The organism is Streptomyces sp. NBC_00568 (assembly GCF_026341855.1).
In the GTDB taxonomy this organism is placed as follows: Bacteria; Actinomycetota; Actinomycetes; order Streptomycetales; family Streptomycetaceae; genus Streptomyces.
Genome location: NZ_JAPENW010000001.1, coordinates 5,334,276 through 5,349,391, shown reverse-complemented (window position 1 = coordinate 5,349,391; position 15,116 = coordinate 5,334,276). Strand labels below are relative to the sequence as shown.

10 protein-coding genes and 1 tRNA gene are annotated in these 15,116 nt (G+C 69.9%); 8 read left to right on the top strand and 3 right to left on the bottom strand.

The features are described 5' to 3' along the window. Positions 1-4 precede the first annotated feature (4 nt). The gene (locus OOK38_RS23160) at positions 5-553 is read right to left on the bottom strand and encodes a hypothetical protein (protein WP_266757588.1); all 549 of its coding nucleotides are present in this window, start codon (positions 551-553) and stop codon (positions 5-7) included. 233 nt (positions 554-786) lie between these two features. Continuing rightward, positions 787-3,513, bottom strand: coding sequence for a DNA polymerase I (gene polA, locus OOK38_RS23155; protein ID WP_266757590.1), 2,727 nt, complete (start codon positions 3,511-3,513; stop codon positions 787-789). Positions 3,514-3,682: 169 nt separating this feature from the next. On the opposite strand from polA, the gene OOK38_RS23150 reads away from it, so the two are divergent. From OOK38_RS23150 to OOK38_RS23120, 7 genes are all read left to right on the top strand, one after another. Beyond that, complete coding sequence (locus tag OOK38_RS23150) at positions 3,683-5,962, top strand: FdhF/YdeP family oxidoreductase (RefSeq protein ID WP_266757592.1); 2,280 nt, start codon at positions 3,683-3,685, stop codon at positions 5,960-5,962. A 60-nt stretch (positions 5,963-6,022) separates the two neighbouring features. Then, positions 6,023-6,484, top strand: coding sequence for a PaaI family thioesterase (locus OOK38_RS23145; RefSeq protein ID WP_266757594.1), 462 nt, complete (start codon positions 6,023-6,025; stop codon positions 6,482-6,484). 1,698 nt (positions 6,485-8,182) lie between these two features. Next, positions 8,183-9,391, top strand: a complete 1,209-nt coding sequence (locus OOK38_RS23140) for a branched-chain amino acid ABC transporter substrate-binding protein (RefSeq protein ID WP_266765634.1) — start codon at positions 8,183-8,185, stop codon at positions 9,389-9,391. Positions 9,392-9,584: 193 nt separating this feature from the next. Beyond that, positions 9,585-10,517, top strand: coding sequence for a branched-chain amino acid ABC transporter permease (locus OOK38_RS23135; protein WP_266757596.1), 933 nt, complete (start codon positions 9,585-9,587; stop codon positions 10,515-10,517). Positions 10,518-10,522: 5 nt separating this feature from the next. After that, a complete protein-coding gene (locus OOK38_RS23130) occupies positions 10,523-12,292 on the top strand; it encodes a branched-chain amino acid ABC transporter permease (protein ID WP_266757598.1) in 1,770 nt (589 codons plus the stop codon). A gap of 5 nt (positions 12,293-12,297) precedes the next feature. Then, positions 12,298-13,392, top strand: coding sequence for an ABC transporter ATP-binding protein (locus OOK38_RS23125; RefSeq protein WP_266757600.1), 1,095 nt, complete (start codon positions 12,298-12,300; stop codon positions 13,390-13,392). After that, positions 13,389-14,105 (top strand): ABC transporter ATP-binding protein, encoded by a 717-nt coding sequence (locus OOK38_RS23120; protein WP_266757602.1) that lies wholly within the window; start codon positions 13,389-13,391, stop codon positions 14,103-14,105. Before OOK38_RS23125 ends, OOK38_RS23120 begins: the two co-directional genes overlap by 4 nt. Positions 14,106-14,240: 135 nt before the next feature. Here the strand turns inward: OOK38_RS23120 and OOK38_RS23115 are convergent, their stop codons facing one another. After that, positions 14,241-14,897: an ANTAR domain-containing response regulator gene (locus OOK38_RS23115; RefSeq protein WP_266757604.1), complete on the bottom strand. Its 657-nt coding sequence runs from the start codon at positions 14,895-14,897 to the stop codon at positions 14,241-14,243. A 101-nt stretch (positions 14,898-14,998) separates the two neighbouring features. Between OOK38_RS23115 and OOK38_RS23110 the strand changes: the two genes are divergently transcribed. Beyond that, a tRNA-Leu gene (locus OOK38_RS23110) sits at positions 14,999-15,071 on the top strand. Positions 15,072-15,116: the final 45 nt, after the last annotated feature.

Here is a 15,116-nt window from a genome sequence, read left to right as displayed (position 1 = left end):
CGGATCATGCCCCGGACGGCGAGCCGGGCCCCAGGAGCAGACCGCGTCCACGGCTGAGGCCGCGGTGCACGGCCCGGGCGATGCGTTCGATCGCGCGGATCCCGTGCGCCGCCGCCGGGTGGGCCGTCCTCGGATGTGCTGTCTTCGGATGCACCGTCTTCGAATGTGCTGTCTTCGGGTTGTCGTACGACAGGACGACGATGCGATAGGTACGGGCGGGACCGGTGAAGGCTCCGGTGCCGTGCACGCGCCGGCCGTGCGCGGCCCGGGGCTGCCCACCGTCCTCGATGCGCGCCTTCGGGCCGCGCAGTATGCCGGAGGGCGCGCCCAGGCGTGCCGACAGCGCCGCCCTCAGGCCGCGGGACGTCCGGGCGGTGCGGTCCCGTTCGTGGGGGGAACGGGTGACCGCGGGCAGCTGGGCGGTGCCCGCTTCCGCGGCGATCGCGGGTACCGGCGCGAACAGCGCCGGGACGACGGCCGCGGTCACCGTCACGGTCGCGACCACGACAGTCGTGGCCATGGCCGTACGGCGGTGGAGCGTGCGTATACCCATGCCCGCATCCTTACGGGCCCCTTCGGCGCCCGGCCCCTTTGCGAGGGCCACGCGAGTGACGGTTCGCTCCGGAACCACGGAAAGCGCGGAAAGCGCGTGGGAGCGCGGAAACCGCCCCGGGGCGCATCCTCCGTGGCCGCGGCCGCGGCTGTACGGGCACGCGGGCCCGGCACCTCACGGTGCCGGGCCCGCGCCCGTAGGCCGAAGGCGGCGGTGAGCCGCCCCCGCGGACGCTAGTGCGCCGCGGACTCCCAGTCCGGGCCCGAACCGACGGAGACGTCCAGCGGTGCCCGGAGCTGGACGGCGGACGCCATCTCGCGGCGCAGCAGCTCCTCGGTCCTCTCCCGCTCGCCGGGAGCGATCTCCAGGACGATTTCGTCATGGACCTGGAGGAGCATGCGGGAGGTGAGCTTCGCCTCGCGCAGCGCCCGGTCCACATTGAGCATCGCGATCTTGACGATGTCGGCGGCCGTGCCCTGGATGGGCGCGTTGAGCGCCATGCGCTCGGCCGCCTCGCGGCGCTGCCGGTTGTCACTGTTGAGATCCGGCAGATAACGGCGGCGCCCGAAGAGCGTCGCGGTGTAGCCCGTCGCGCGGGCCTCGTCCACCACCCGGCGCAGATAGTCCCGCACGCCGCCGAAGCGCTCGAAGTACGTGTCCATCAGCGCACGGGCCTCGCCCGCCTCGATGTTCAGCTGCTGGGAGAGGCCGAAGGCCGACAGCCCGTAGGCGAGGCCGTACGACATCGCCTTGATCTTGCGGCGCATCTCGGCGTCGACCGCGGACCGCTCCACGGAGAACACCTGGGAGGCCACGGTGGTGTGCAGGTCCTCGCCGGAGGCGAACGCCTCCAACAGGCCCTCGTCCTCGGACAGATGGGCCATCACCCGGAGCTCGATCTGGCTGTAGTCCGCGGTCATGAGGGACTCGAAGCCCTCACCGACCACGAAGCCGCGGCGGATCGCGCGGCCCTCGTCCGTGCGCACCGGGATGTTCTGCAGGTTCGGATCGGTCGACGACAGACGGCCCGTCGCCGCGACCGTCTGGTTGTAGGTGGTGTGGATGCGGCCGTCCGCGGCGATCGACTTGATCAGGCCCTCGACGGTGACACGCAGCTTGGCCTGCTCCCGGTGGCGGAGCATGATCACGGGCAGTTCGTTCTCGGTCTGCGCCGCGAGCCAGGCCAGGGCGTCCGCGTCCGTCGTGTAGCCCGTCTTGGTCTTCTTGGTCTTCGGCAGGGCCAGCTCGCCGAAGAGGACTTCCTGGAGCTGCTTGGGCGAGCCGAGGTTGAACTCGTGCCCCGCGGCCGCGTGCGCCTCCTTCACCGCCTGCTGCACGGCCCCGGCGAACATCTGCTCCATGGCCTCCAGGTGCGCCCTGTCCGCCGCGATGCCGTGCCGCTCCAGGCGGGCCAGCAGGCTGGACGTGGGCAGCTCCATGTCGCGCAGCAGGTCGGCCGCGCCGACCTCCTGGAGCTTCTCCCCGAACGCCTCGCCCAGGTCGAGGATCGTGCGGGCCTGCGTCATCAGCGCGTCGGCCTCGGCCTGCTCGTCCGTGCCGAAGGCGAGCTGGCCGTCGGCCGCGGCGGCGGGGCCGAGCTCCCGCCCCAGGTACTCCAGGGACAGCGCGTCCAGCGCGAAGGAACGGCGGCCCGGCTTGACCAGATAGGCGGCCAGCGCGGTGTCCATGGTCACGCCCTCGATGGTCCAGCCGTGCTCGGCGAAGACCCGCATCGCGCCCTTGGCACTGTGCATGACCTTGTGCTTCGCGGGGTCGGCGAGCCACGTCGCGAACGCGTTCTCGTCGGACTCGTCCAGCTGGGACGGGTCGAACCAGGCAGCCGCGCCCGCACCGGCCGCGAGGGCCACCTCGGCGACGGCACCTGTGCCCAGCGCCCACGAGTCGACCGTGGACATGCCCAGAACCGCCGTGCCGTGCTCGGCGAGCCACGGCTTCAGCTCGCCCGCGCCCAGCACCGTGCCGTCGATCTCGACGCCCTCGGCGACGGGCCGTGTCTCCTCGGCCTCCGCGGCCCCCGGGTCCACCGCGAGCAGCCGCTCGCGCAGCGAGGGGTTACGGATCTCCAGGGTGTCCAGGACCATCGCGAGGGCCGTACGGTCGTACGCGGCCCGCTCCAGGTCGGCGACCGTCCGGGGCAGCTCGACGTCCTTGACCATCTCGGTGAGACGGCGGTTGAGCTTCACCGCCTCCAGGTGGTCGCGCAGGTTCTGCCCGGCCTTGCCCTTGACCTCGTCGACGCGCTCGACCAGCTCCGCGAACGAACCGAACTGGTTGATCCACTTCGCGGCCGTCTTCTCGCCGACCCCGGGGATGCCCGGCAGGTTGTCCGACGGGTCGCCGCGCAGCGCCGCGAAGTCGGGGTACTGCGCCGGCGTCAGCCCGTACTTCTCGAAGACCTTCTCCGGAGTGAACCGGGTCAGCTCGGAGACACCCTTCGTCGGGTACAGCACCGTCGTGTGCTCGGAGACCAGCTGGAAGGAGTCGCGGTCGCCGGTGACGATCAGCACGTCGAAGCCCTCGGCCTCGGCCTGGGTGGCGAGCGTCGCGATGATGTCGTCGGCCTCGAAACCGTCCACCGCGAACCGCTGCGCGTGCATCGCGTCCAGCACCTCGCCGATCAGCTCGACCTGCCCCTTGAACTCGTCCGGGGTCTTCGACCTGTTCGCCTTGTACTCGGTGAACTCCTCGGAGCGCCAGGTCTTGCGCGATACGTCGAACGCCACCGCGAAGTGCGTGGGCGACTCGTCGCGCAGCGTGTTCGCCAGCATCGACGCGAAACCATAGATGGCGTTCGTCGGCTGGCCCGTCGCGGTGGTGAAGTTCTCGGCGGGCAGCGCGAAGAACGCGCGGTAGGCCAGCGAGTGCCCATCCATGAGCATCAGCCGCGGACGGCCCGTACCTGCGGTTTTCTCGGTCTTCTTCGATGCTGTTTCTGCCACGCCCCCGATCCTGCCACGCCCCACTGACATCGAGAGCCCTCGCAGCCCGGCACGCTCCCGCCCGGCCCGCGCTCCCACGGCCCCCCGCCTTCGCTGTCGGCCGCGCGTGCGAGGATCGAAGGGGTACGAGGAGACGCACACCGAGGTGCGCACGCGAAGGGGTTCAGCGATGGCCAGCAAGCCGCCGAAAAGCGATCCGGTCCAGGACGCGCCGCAGGTCGCCGAACCCAAGCACGCCGCGGCCGGGCTGCCCGCCATCGGACACACCCTGCGCATCGCCCAGCAGCAGATGGGCGTGCGCCGCACCGCCCTCACCCTCCTGCGCGTCAACCAGAAGGACGGCTTCGACTGCCCGGGCTGCGCCTGGCCCGAGCCGGAGCACCGGCACACCGCGGAGTTCTGCGAGAACGGCGCGAAGGCCGTCGCCGAGGAGGCCACCCTGCGCCGGGTGACCCCGGACTTCTTCGCCGCGCACCCCGTCTCCGACCTCGCCGGCCGCAGCGGCTACTGGCTCGGCCAGCAGGGACGCCTCACCCACCCCATGTACCTCCCCGAGGGCGCCGACCACTACGAGCCCATCGGCTGGGAACGCGCCTTCGGCATCGTCGCCGAGGAACTCGCGGCGCTCGGCTCCCCCGACGAGGCCCTCTTCTACACCTCGGGCCGCACCAGCAACGAGGCCGCCTTCCTCTACCAGCTGTTCGCCCGCGAACTCGGCACGAACAACCTGCCGGACTGCTCGAACATGTGCCACGAGTCGTCGGGCTCCGCCCTCTCCGAGACCATCGGCATCGGCAAGGGCAGCGTCCTGCTCGACGACCTCTACCGGGCGGACCTGATCATCGTCGCGGGGCAGAACCCCGGCACGAACCACCCGCGCATGCTCTCGGCCCTGGAGAAGGCCAAGGCGAACGGCGCCCGGATCATCACGGTCAACCCGCTCCCCGAAGCGGGCATGGAACGCTTCAAGAACCCGCAGACCCCCCAGGGCATGATCAAGGGCGCCGCGCTCACCGACCTCTTCCTGCAGATCCGCCTCGGCGGCGACCAGGCTCTCTTCCGCCTGCTGAACAAGCTGATCCTCGCCACCGAGGGCGCCGTCGACGAGACGTTCGTCGCCGAACACACCCACGGGTTCGAGGACTTCGCCCGGGCCGCGAGCGCCGCCGACTGGGACGAGACACTCACCGCGACCGGCCTCACCCGCGACGAGATCGACGAGGCCCTGACCATGGTCCTCGCCTCCGAGCGCACCATCGTGTGCTGGGCCATGGGCCTCACCCAGCACAAGCACTCCGTTCCGACGATCCGGGAAGTCGTCAACTTCCTCCTCCTGCGCGGCAACATCGGCCGCCCGGGAGCCGGCGTCTGCCCGGTGCGCGGTCATTCGAACGTGCAGGGCGACCGCACCATGGGCATCTTCGAGCGCCCCGCCCCGGCCTTCCTCGACGCCCTGGAGAAGGAGTTCGGCTTCGCCCCGCCCCGCGAACACGGTTACGACGTCGTACGGGCCATCCGCGCGCTGCGCGACGGCGAGGCCAAGGTGTTCTTCGCCATGGGCGGCAACTTCGTCTCCGCGTCCCCCGACACCGACGTCACCGAGGCGGCCATGCGACGCGCCCGGCTGACCGTGCACGTCTCCACCAAGCTGAACCGCTCGCACGCCGTCACGGGCGCGCGTGCCCTCATCCTGCCCACCCTCGGACGCACCGAGCGCGACCTCCAGGGCAGCGGCGAGCAGTTCGTGACCGTCGAGGACTCCATGGGCATGGTCCACGCCTCACGGGGCCGCCTGGAGCCCGCGAGCCCGCACCTGCTGTCCGAGCCCGCCATCGTGGCCCGCCTCGCCCGCAGGGTCCTCGGCGAACGCAGCCGCACCCCCTGGGAGGAGTTCGAGAAGGACTACGCGAGCATCCGCGACCGCATCGCGCGCGTGATCCCCGGCTTCCAGGACTTCAACGCCCGCGTGGCCGACCCGGCCGGCTTCGCCCTCCCGCACGCCCCCCGCGACGAGCGCCGCTTCCCGACGGCCACCGGCAAGGCCAACTTCACCGCCGCGCCCGTCGAGTACCCCGAGCTGCCCGAGGGCCGCCTGCTGCTGCAGACCCTTCGCTCCCACGACCAGTACAACACCACCATCTACGGACTCGACGACCGATACCGGGGCATCAAGAACGGCCGCCGGGTCGTCCTCGTCAACCCCGGGGACGCCCGCCGGCTGAAGCTCGCGGACGGCTCGTACGTCGACCTGGTCGGCGAATGGAAGGACGGCGTGGAGCGGCGCGCGCCCGGCTTCCGCGTCGTGCACTACCCGACCGCCCGGGGCTGCGCGGCCGCCTACTACCCGGAGACCAACGTCCTGGTCCCCCTCGACGCGACCGCCGACACCAGCAACACCCCTGCCAGCAAGTCCGTGGTCGTCCGTCTGGAACAATCGACAGCCGACTGAGCGTTCGCTCAGTCGGAGAAACCACGACGAAGTGGTCGACGACGAACGGAGCCAGGCCCCATGGGCGAGCAGCACACCGTGAAGTTCCCGCAAGAGGTCCTCGACGAGTACGCCGCCCTCGGCGTCGACCTGCCCGCCCTGTTCTCCGCGGGCCACCTCGGCAACCGCATGGGCGTCCAGATCGTCGAAGCCTCCGCGGACCGCGTCGTGGGCACCATGCCCGTGGAGGGCAACACCCAGCCCTACGGCCTCCTGCACGGAGGAGCCTCCGCCGTCCTCGCCGAGACCATCGGCTCCGTCGGGGCCATGCTCCACGGCGGCATCTCCAAGATCGCCGTCGGCGTCGACCTGAACTGCACCCACCACCGCGGCGTCCGCTCCGGCCTCGTCACCGGCGTCGCCACCCCCGTCCACCGCGGCCGCACCTCGGCGACGTACGAGATCGCCATCACCGACGAGGACGGCAAGCGCGTCTGCAGCGCCCGCCTCACCTGCATCCTCAAGGACGCACCCCAGAGCTGACACCCCGGGGACCGGGCCGCTCCCCTCCGGGGCGCCCCGGGGCCTCACGGGACGCCCGAGGGGCCCTCAAGAGCCGCCCGAGGGAGGGAACCGCCCCCGGGCGGCGGGAACACACAGGGGCGACCCGGAGGGGAGCGGTGGGAGCGTCCGCCTCCCGGGGCGCCCAGCCCCCTCCGGACTCCCAGCCCGGGAAGCCGGCCTCGGGATCCCACCCCGGGGGCCCGGCCACGGGGGCCATCTCGAGAGCCCGGCCTCGGGATCCCACCTCGGGGAGCCCATCTCGGGGGCGCGGCCTCGGGAGCCCACCTTGGGAGCCCGGCCATGGGGAGCCCGCCTCGGCGGACCCACCTCGGGAGCCCGGCCTCAGGGGTCCGGCCACGGGGAGCCCACCTAGCGAGCCCGGCCATGGGAGCCCGCCTCGGGGGACCCACCTCGGGAGCCCGGCCTCGGGGGTCCGGCCACAGGGAGCCCGCCTCGGGGACCCGGCCACGGGAGCCCGCCTCGGGGGCGCACCTCGGGCACCCAACTCCCCACCCCGCACAGCCCATTGGCGGAGCCACGCTCTCCGGCCGGCGTGAGACATGACCGGCATCGGGCCCGTCGAGCCGCAGCACCCGGACGAAGCCGGCGGCCCCCACCAGGACGCCCCGCCGACGTGCCGAGGTCGAACCCCGCACGCCTCGGCGCCCGTTGGCCCGCACTCCCGCGTTCGCACCGGCGCCTCGCCCGCGTACGCCACCCGTCGCTCCGGAGCCACCGGCGGGGTACGCGCCCGCGGGCCCGATCATCATCGCGACCGCAACGGCCGCCCACTCACCCCGCGCCCCGTCCACCCGGGCCACCCCCGGACCCCCACCCGCGGTCCGCCAGTGTCACCACCCTCCATCACAAGGGCCTCGGCCCCGAGCCCACCCCTTCCGCTTCGAGGTCGACATCGCCCCGCGGCACCCCCGTCACAGTCCACCAAGTGGGCGCCGGAACAACCCAGTTGAGCGCCACCACCACACTCCGGCTGCCACTGACAGTAAGGGCCGGAAATCCCCGCATGATCACGGTACGCATCTCCGTATACGAGTGCGCGCGGCCGGCCGCCCGCCATCGAGCTCCCCCGCCTCGACCTGCCCATCAGCAACAAGACAGCACAGCAACAGCAAAGCTTTCTCTTCGGCGACACCTACCCCCACTACCCGTGGGCCGACCTGCGCGCCCTCCGCTTCCCCAACCCGCCCTCCCCCACACCCACTTCACCCGGCCAGGACACCCGCGACCGCCTCACACGGCAGTAACACTCGGTTACCTCTGCCGTAACGAAGCAATGCCCACGCCGCGAGGCGCCCCGCACCACGCCCCCCGCGGCGCACCTCCACGGCGCCGCACCCCCGGCTTCCGCTCTCCGCCACGAACCCGGATCAGGGCGTTCTCAGCATGCGAACACGCAACCGCCTGCGACCGGCACACCGAAATGCTCCGATCGTCCGCCCCACACCCCCGAGGGCTCCCCCCGCATAACAAGAGCGTCACAGCCTTCCCGACGCCGCTGCCCACTGCCCCTACCTGCGCTTATAGTCACGGCCAGTCACCGCGCCGCCGGGCGCGTCACTGCACGGCCCTGCTTCATCCAGTACGGCCCGGCGAGACACACGGCCCCCACCCTGGGGTGCCGCGCCAGGGAGAGGATTCAACGTGCGACAGCGTTCCATGGTCATACTCACCGCCGTGCTCACTACGGGAGCACTCACGCTGACCGCCTGCGGCTCGCGCGACGACAGCGGCGAGGGCAAGGGCAGCGACAAGAAGACCGAGATCATCATCGGCGTCGACGCCCCGCTGACCGGTCAGAACTCCGCCACCGGCCTCGGCATCCAGGGCGGCGTCCAGATCGCCGTCGACGACGCCAACAAGAACAACACCGTTCCCGGCGTGACCTTCAAGGTCAAGGCGCTCGACGACAAGGCCATCCCGGCTTCCGGCCAGGCCAACGCCACCCAGCTCGTCCAGAACGAGAAGGTCCTCGGCGTCGTCGGCCCGCTGAACTCCGGCGTCGCCACCCAGATGCAGCAGGTCTTCGACACCGCCGGCCTGGTCGAGATCTCGCCGTCCAACACGGCGCCCGAGCTCACCCAGGGCAAGAACTGGCAGACCGAGAAGACCCGCCCGTTCAAGACCTACTTCCGCACCGCCACCACCGACGCCCTCCAGGGCGGCTTCGCGGCCGAATACGCCTACGACACGCTGAAGAAGCGCAAGGTGTACGTGGTCGACGACAAGCAGACCTACGGCGCCGGCCTCGCCAAGCTCTTCAAGGCCGGCTTCACCAAGGCCGGCGGCAAGGTCGCGGGCGAGGACCACGTCAACACCGGCGACACGGACTTCTCGTCCCTCGTCACCAAGATCAAGAACTCCAAGGCCGACCTCGTCTACTACGGTGGCCAGTACGACGAGTCGGAGAAGCTCACCAAGCAGCTCAAGGACGGCGGAGTCAAGGTCCCGCTGTTCGGCGGTGACGGCATGTTCACCCCGACCTACATCGAGACCGCCGGCAAGACCTCCGAGGGCGACCTCGTCACCTCGGTCGGCCAGCCGGTCGACTCCCTGCCCTCCGCCGCCGACTTCATCAAGAAGTACAAGGCCTCCGGCCTCAAGGGCGACTACGGCACCTACGGTGGCTACTCCTACGACGCCGCCACGGCCATCATCAAGGCCATCGGCAAGGTCGTGAAGGACGGCAAGATCCCGGACGGCGCCCGCGCCAAGATCGTCGCCGAGGTCCAGAACACCAAGTTCGACGGCATCGCCGGCCCCGTCTCCTTCGACGAGTACGGCGACACCAACAACAAGCAGCTCACCGTCTACCAGGTCGTCGACGGCAAGTGGAAGGCCGTCAAGAGCGGTACGGCCAAGGGCTGATCCGCCCCACCCGGGCCACTCCGGCGGACAGGTCCGAATCCAGGCACGGCGCCCCAGCGGCACCGCACGCCCGGACCGTCCGCCGGACAGGCCCTCAGCACAACCTCAGGGCCGCGCGGCCACGACCACACGTCACCGCGCGGCCCGCTTCATACGCCCTGCTCAACTCTCCCCACCACATGGAGGCCATGCGGTGAACACCCTGCCGCAGCAGCTGGCCAACGGGCTGTTCCTCGGCTCGATGTACGGGCTGATCGCCATCGGCTACACGATGGTGTACGGCATCGTCCAGCTCATCAACTTCGCCCACGGCGAGATCTTCATGACCGGCGGCTTCGGCGCACTCACGGTCTACCTCTACGTTCTGCCAAACGGCACATCCATGTGGATAGCCCTCCCAGCGATGCTGATAGGCGGCGGAATCGTCTCCGTCCTCATCGCCGTCGGGGCCGAACGCTTCGCCTACCGACCACTGCGCGGAGCACCACGCCTCGCACCCCTCATCACCGCCATCGGCCTGTCCCTCGCCCTCCAGCAGGTCGTCTTCAACGGGTACCCGGACGCCAAGACCGACATCACGTTCCCGCAGCTCCCCTTCGGGCCCCTGCACATCGGCTCCGTCAGCATCCAGAGCGGCAGCGTCTTCGTCATCATCGCCGCCCCCCTCTGCATGGCGGCCCTCGCCCTGTTCGTCAGCCTCTCCCGCACCGGCCGCGCCATGCAGGCCACCGCGCAGGACCCTGACACCGCACAGCTCATGGGCATCGACACCAACCGCATCATCGTCATCGCCTTCGCCATCGGCGGCTTCTTCGCCGCCGTCGCAGCCGTCGCCTACGGCCTGCGCTACGGCACGGTGAAGTACGACATGGGCTTCCAGATGGGCCTCAAGGCCTTCACCGCGGCCGTCCTCGGCGGCATCGGCAACATCTACGGCGCCATGATCGGCGGCCTCGTCCTCGGCCTCGCCGAGACCATGGCCACCAGCTACATCGACGGCATCCCGGGCATGCAGCAGCTCGGCGGCGGCGGCTGGTCCTCCGTCTGGGCCTTCGTACTCCTCATCCTCGTACTGCTGTTCAGGCCACAAGGCCTAGTCGGCGAACGCGTCGCGGACAGGGCGTGAGCACCATGGCAACCACCGAGACCACCACCGAGCGCGGCCTCATCGCACTCCCCGAGAGCGCCGCCCGCGCCCTCATCGCCTTCGGCGCCATCGCCACCATCGCCAGCACGTTCATGTCCTGGACCTACACGTCCGACTTCCCCGGGGACCTCACCTACTACGGCTCCCCGGCCGGACTCCAGATCCTGGCCCTCGTCGCCGGCGCGCTCACCCTCCTCTTCACCCTGACCCTCTGGAACGTCCGCGGCCTCGGCTGGCTCAACCCGGCGGGCGCCACCCAGCCCGTCGTCCTCGCCGCCACCTCCGCGTTCGCCGTCAGCTGGTTCAGCGCCATCGCCATCGCCGTCGACCTCAAGGGCCTCGTCGCACTCGAACCCGGCGCCTACGTCGCCGCCGTCGGCTCCCTGATCGCCCTCCTCGGCACCCTGGCACTCCCCAAGCCCGGTGACACCTTCAAGGACTACGTCACCAAGCCCGACCTCATCCCCCCGGCCGCCAAAATGGCCGGCTGGCACGAGCGCCTCGTCATCACCGGCGCCACCGCCCTCGCGCTGATCGTCTTCACCTACGGCATCGGCGTCGACCCCGACGCAAGCGAAACGTTCCTGGGCTACCTGCTCCTCGTCGTCTTCGGCACCTGGGCCCTGCTCACCGCCGGACTCTTCGACCGCTTCGCCCAACTGAACGCCCGCCACAAGGGATTCGCCACCACCATGGCGTTCCTCGCCGCGGCGGTCTTCCCCTTCGTCGAGAACAACGAGCACAACGCCAACCTCGGCGTGAACATCCTCGTCGTCGGAACCGTCGCCCTCGGCCTCAACATCGTCGTCGGCCTCACCGGACTCCTCGACCTCGGATACGTCGCCTTCCTCGGCGTCGGCGCCTACGCCGCAGCCCTCGTATCCGGCTCCGAGTTCTCCCGCTTCTCCGGCGTCCAGTTCCCCTTCTGGGCCGCCATGCTCACCGGCATGGCCGCATCGCTCGTGTTCGGCGTCCTCATCGGCGCCCCCACCCTGCGACTGCGCGGCGACTACCTCGCCATCGTGACCCTGGGCTTCGGAGAGATCTTCCGCATCGCCGTCAACAACATGGACGGCGTCTCCGGACCCAACATCACCAACGGCCCCAACGGCATCTCGATGATCCCCGACCTCGACATCTTCGGGTTCAACTTCGGTGCCGCACACGCCATCGGCGGCATCACCCTCGGCCGATTCGCGAACTACTTCCTGCTGATGCTGCTCATCACCGGACTCGTCGTCGTGGTGTTCAACCGCGCCGCCGACTCCCGCATCGGCCGGTCCTGGATCGCCATCCGCGAGGACGAGACCGCCGCCACCGCCATGGGCATCAACGGCTTCCGCGTCAAGCTCATCGCCTTCGCCCTCGGCGCCTCCCTCGCCGGCCTCGCCGGAACGGTCAGCGCCCACGTCGGCTACAGCGTCAACCCGGCCCCGTACCAGTTCGCCGGCTCCGTGCCCCCGAACTCCGCGTTCCTCCTCGCCGCGGTCGTCCTCGGCGGCATGGGCACGGTCAACGGACCCATCCTCGGCGCCACCCTGCTCTACCTCCTCCCCGAGAAGCTCAGCTTCCTCAAGGAGTACGAGCTCCTCGCCTTCGGCATCGCGCTCGTCATCCTCATGCGCTTCCGCCCCGAAGGCATCATCGCCAACCGCCGCCGCCAGCTCGAGTTCCACGAGGGCGACGAAACCGTCCACATCCCCGAACAAGGCCTGCCCGACTCCACCGTCGGCGTCACCAAGGCAGGGGCGTAACCAACATGACCACCACCACAGCCCCCAGCCCCGTCCTCGAAGCCACCGGCGTCACCATGCGCTTCGGCGGCCTCACCGCCGTACGCAACGTCGACCTCACCGTCAACGCCGGAGAGATCGTCGGCCTCATCGGCCCCAACGGCGCGGGCAAGACCACCTTCTTCAACTGCCTCACCGGTCTGTACGTCCCCACCGAGGGCAAGGTCGCCTACAAGGGCACGGTGCTGCCCCCGAAGCCGCACCTGGTCACCAGCGCCGGCATCGCCCGCACCTTCCAGAACATCCGGCTCTTCGCCAACATGACCGTCCTGGAAAACGTGCTCGTCGGACGCCACACCCGCACCAAGGAAGGCCTCTGGTCCGCCCTCCTCCGCGGCCCCGGCTTCCGCAAGGCGGAGGCGGCCTCCCGCGAACGCGCCATGGAACTGCTGGAGTTCATCGGTCTCGCCCACAAGGCCGACCACCTCTCCCGCAACCTCCCCTACGGCGAGCAGCGCAAGCTGGAGATCGCGCGAGCCATGGCGAGCGAGCCGGGCCTCCTCCTCCTGGACGAGCCCACCGCCGGCATGAACCCCCAGGAAACCCGCGCGACCGAAGAACTCGTCTTCGCCATCCGCGACCGGGGCATCGCCGTCCTCGTCATCGAGCACGACATGCGCTTCATCTTCAACCTGTCCGACCGCGTGGCCTGCCTCGTCCAGGGCGAAAAGCTCGTCGAGGGAACGTCCGACGTCGTCCAGGGCGACGAGCGCGTCATCGCCGCCTACCTCGGCACCCCCTTCGAGGGCGCCCCCGGCGAAGAAGAACTCGCCGAGGTCGAAGCCGCCGAAGCCGCGGGAGCGGCCAAAGCCGACGAGACCCCCGACGCGGTAACCACGGACACCGAGGAAGCCGCCGACGCCGAGGACACGGCGGAAGCCACCCCGGCCGAGGAAGCCGAAGAGACCACGGAAGCCGCGGAAACCGAGGAAGCCCCCGAGGCCGAAGGAACAGCCGACGCCCCCGAGGCCGACGACTCCGACGCCCCCGAGACACCCGCCGCGTCCGACGACTCCGACGCACAGGGCAGCAGCACCAGCAAGGAAGGAAACGCCCAGTGACCGCACTGCTCGAGGTCGAAGACCTCAAGGTCGCCTACGGCAAGATCGAAGCCGTCAAGGGCATCTCCTTCACCGTCGAAGCCGGCCAGATCGTCACCCTCATCGGCACCAACGGCGCCGGCAAGACGACGACCCTGCGCACCCTCTCCGGGCTCCTCAAGCCCAGCGGAGGCCGCATCCTCTTCGACGGCCAGCCCCTCGCCAACGTCCCCGCCCACAAGATCGTCGCCCTCGGACTCGCACACTCCCCCGAGGGACGCCACATCTTCCCCCGCCTCACCATCACGGAGAACCTCCAGCTCGGAGCGTTCCTCCGCACCGACAAGGCGGGCATCGAGAAGGACATCCAGCGCGCCTACGACCTCTTCCCCATCCTGGGAGAGCGCCGTAAGCAGGCCGCAGGCACCCTCTCCGGCGGCGAACAGCAGATGCTCGCCATGGGACGCGCCCTCATGTCCCAGCCCAAACTGCTCATGCTCGACGAACCCTCCATGGGCCTCTCGCCGATCATGATGCAGAAGATCCTCGCCACCATCGCCGAACTCAAGGCGTCCGGCACGACCATCCTGCTCGTCGAGCAGAACGCCCAGGCGGCGCTCTCCCTCGCCGACCAGGCACACGTCATGGAGGTCGGCAGCATCGTCCTCTCCGGCACCGGCCAGGACCTGCTCCACGACGAGTCCGTCCGCAAGGCGTACCTCGGCGAGGACTGACACTCCCCGCGACCCCACCGGTCGCACGAAAAGGCCCGCACCTCCGTCAGGGGTGCGGGCCTCTTCCGTCCGCTCTCATCCGCGGACACGACGCGGACGAGAGCCCTTCGACACTCTCCTCGACAGGGCGCGGAACTAGCCCTTCGACGCCTTCTTCTCCTCGGCGTCCTCGATGACCGCCTCCGCGACCTGCTGCATCGACATACGACGGTCCATCGACGTCTTCTGGATCCAGCGGAACGCCGCCGGCTCCGTCAGGCCGTACTCCGTCTGCAGAACCGACTTCGCACGGTCCACCAGCTTCCGCGTCTCCAGACGCTGTGTGAGATCCGCAATCTCACCCTCCAGCGCCTTCAGCTCCGCGAACCGCGACACCGCCATCTCGATCGCCGGCACCACGTCACTCTTGCTGAACGGCTTCACCAGGTACGCCATCGCACCCGCGTCACGGGCCCGCTCGACCAGGTCGCGCTGCGAGAACGCGGTGAGCATCAGGACCGGGGCGATGGACTCCTCGGCGATCTTCTCCGCCGCGGAGATGCCGTCGAGCTTCGGCATCTTCACATCGAGGATCACCAGGTCCGGCTTGTGCTCCCGGGCCAGCTCGACGGCCTGCTCACCGTCACCCGCCTCACCTACGACGGTGTAGCCCTCTTCCTCGAGCATCTCTTTGAGGTCGAGACGGATCAGCGCCTCGTCCTCGGCGATGACGACACGGGTCGTCAGCGGAGGCACGTGCGACTTGTCGTCGTCGGGCGCGTCTACGGGCTGGGGCGACTCGGGGGCGGTCACGGGGGCTCCTCGTTCAGGGCGGGGTACTGCTCCCAAGAGCCTACCTAGCTGCGGTAAGGTGAGGGCACGGCGGGTGATCGCTACTCTCTGTTTCAGAGGAAGCCCCGGTAGCCCAGCGGTAGAGGCAATGGATTCAAAACCCATACAGCGTCGGTTCGAATCCGACTCGGGGTACTTTTCCTTGGATGTCAAGGTTGCTAGATGAAAGCGGATGTTCCC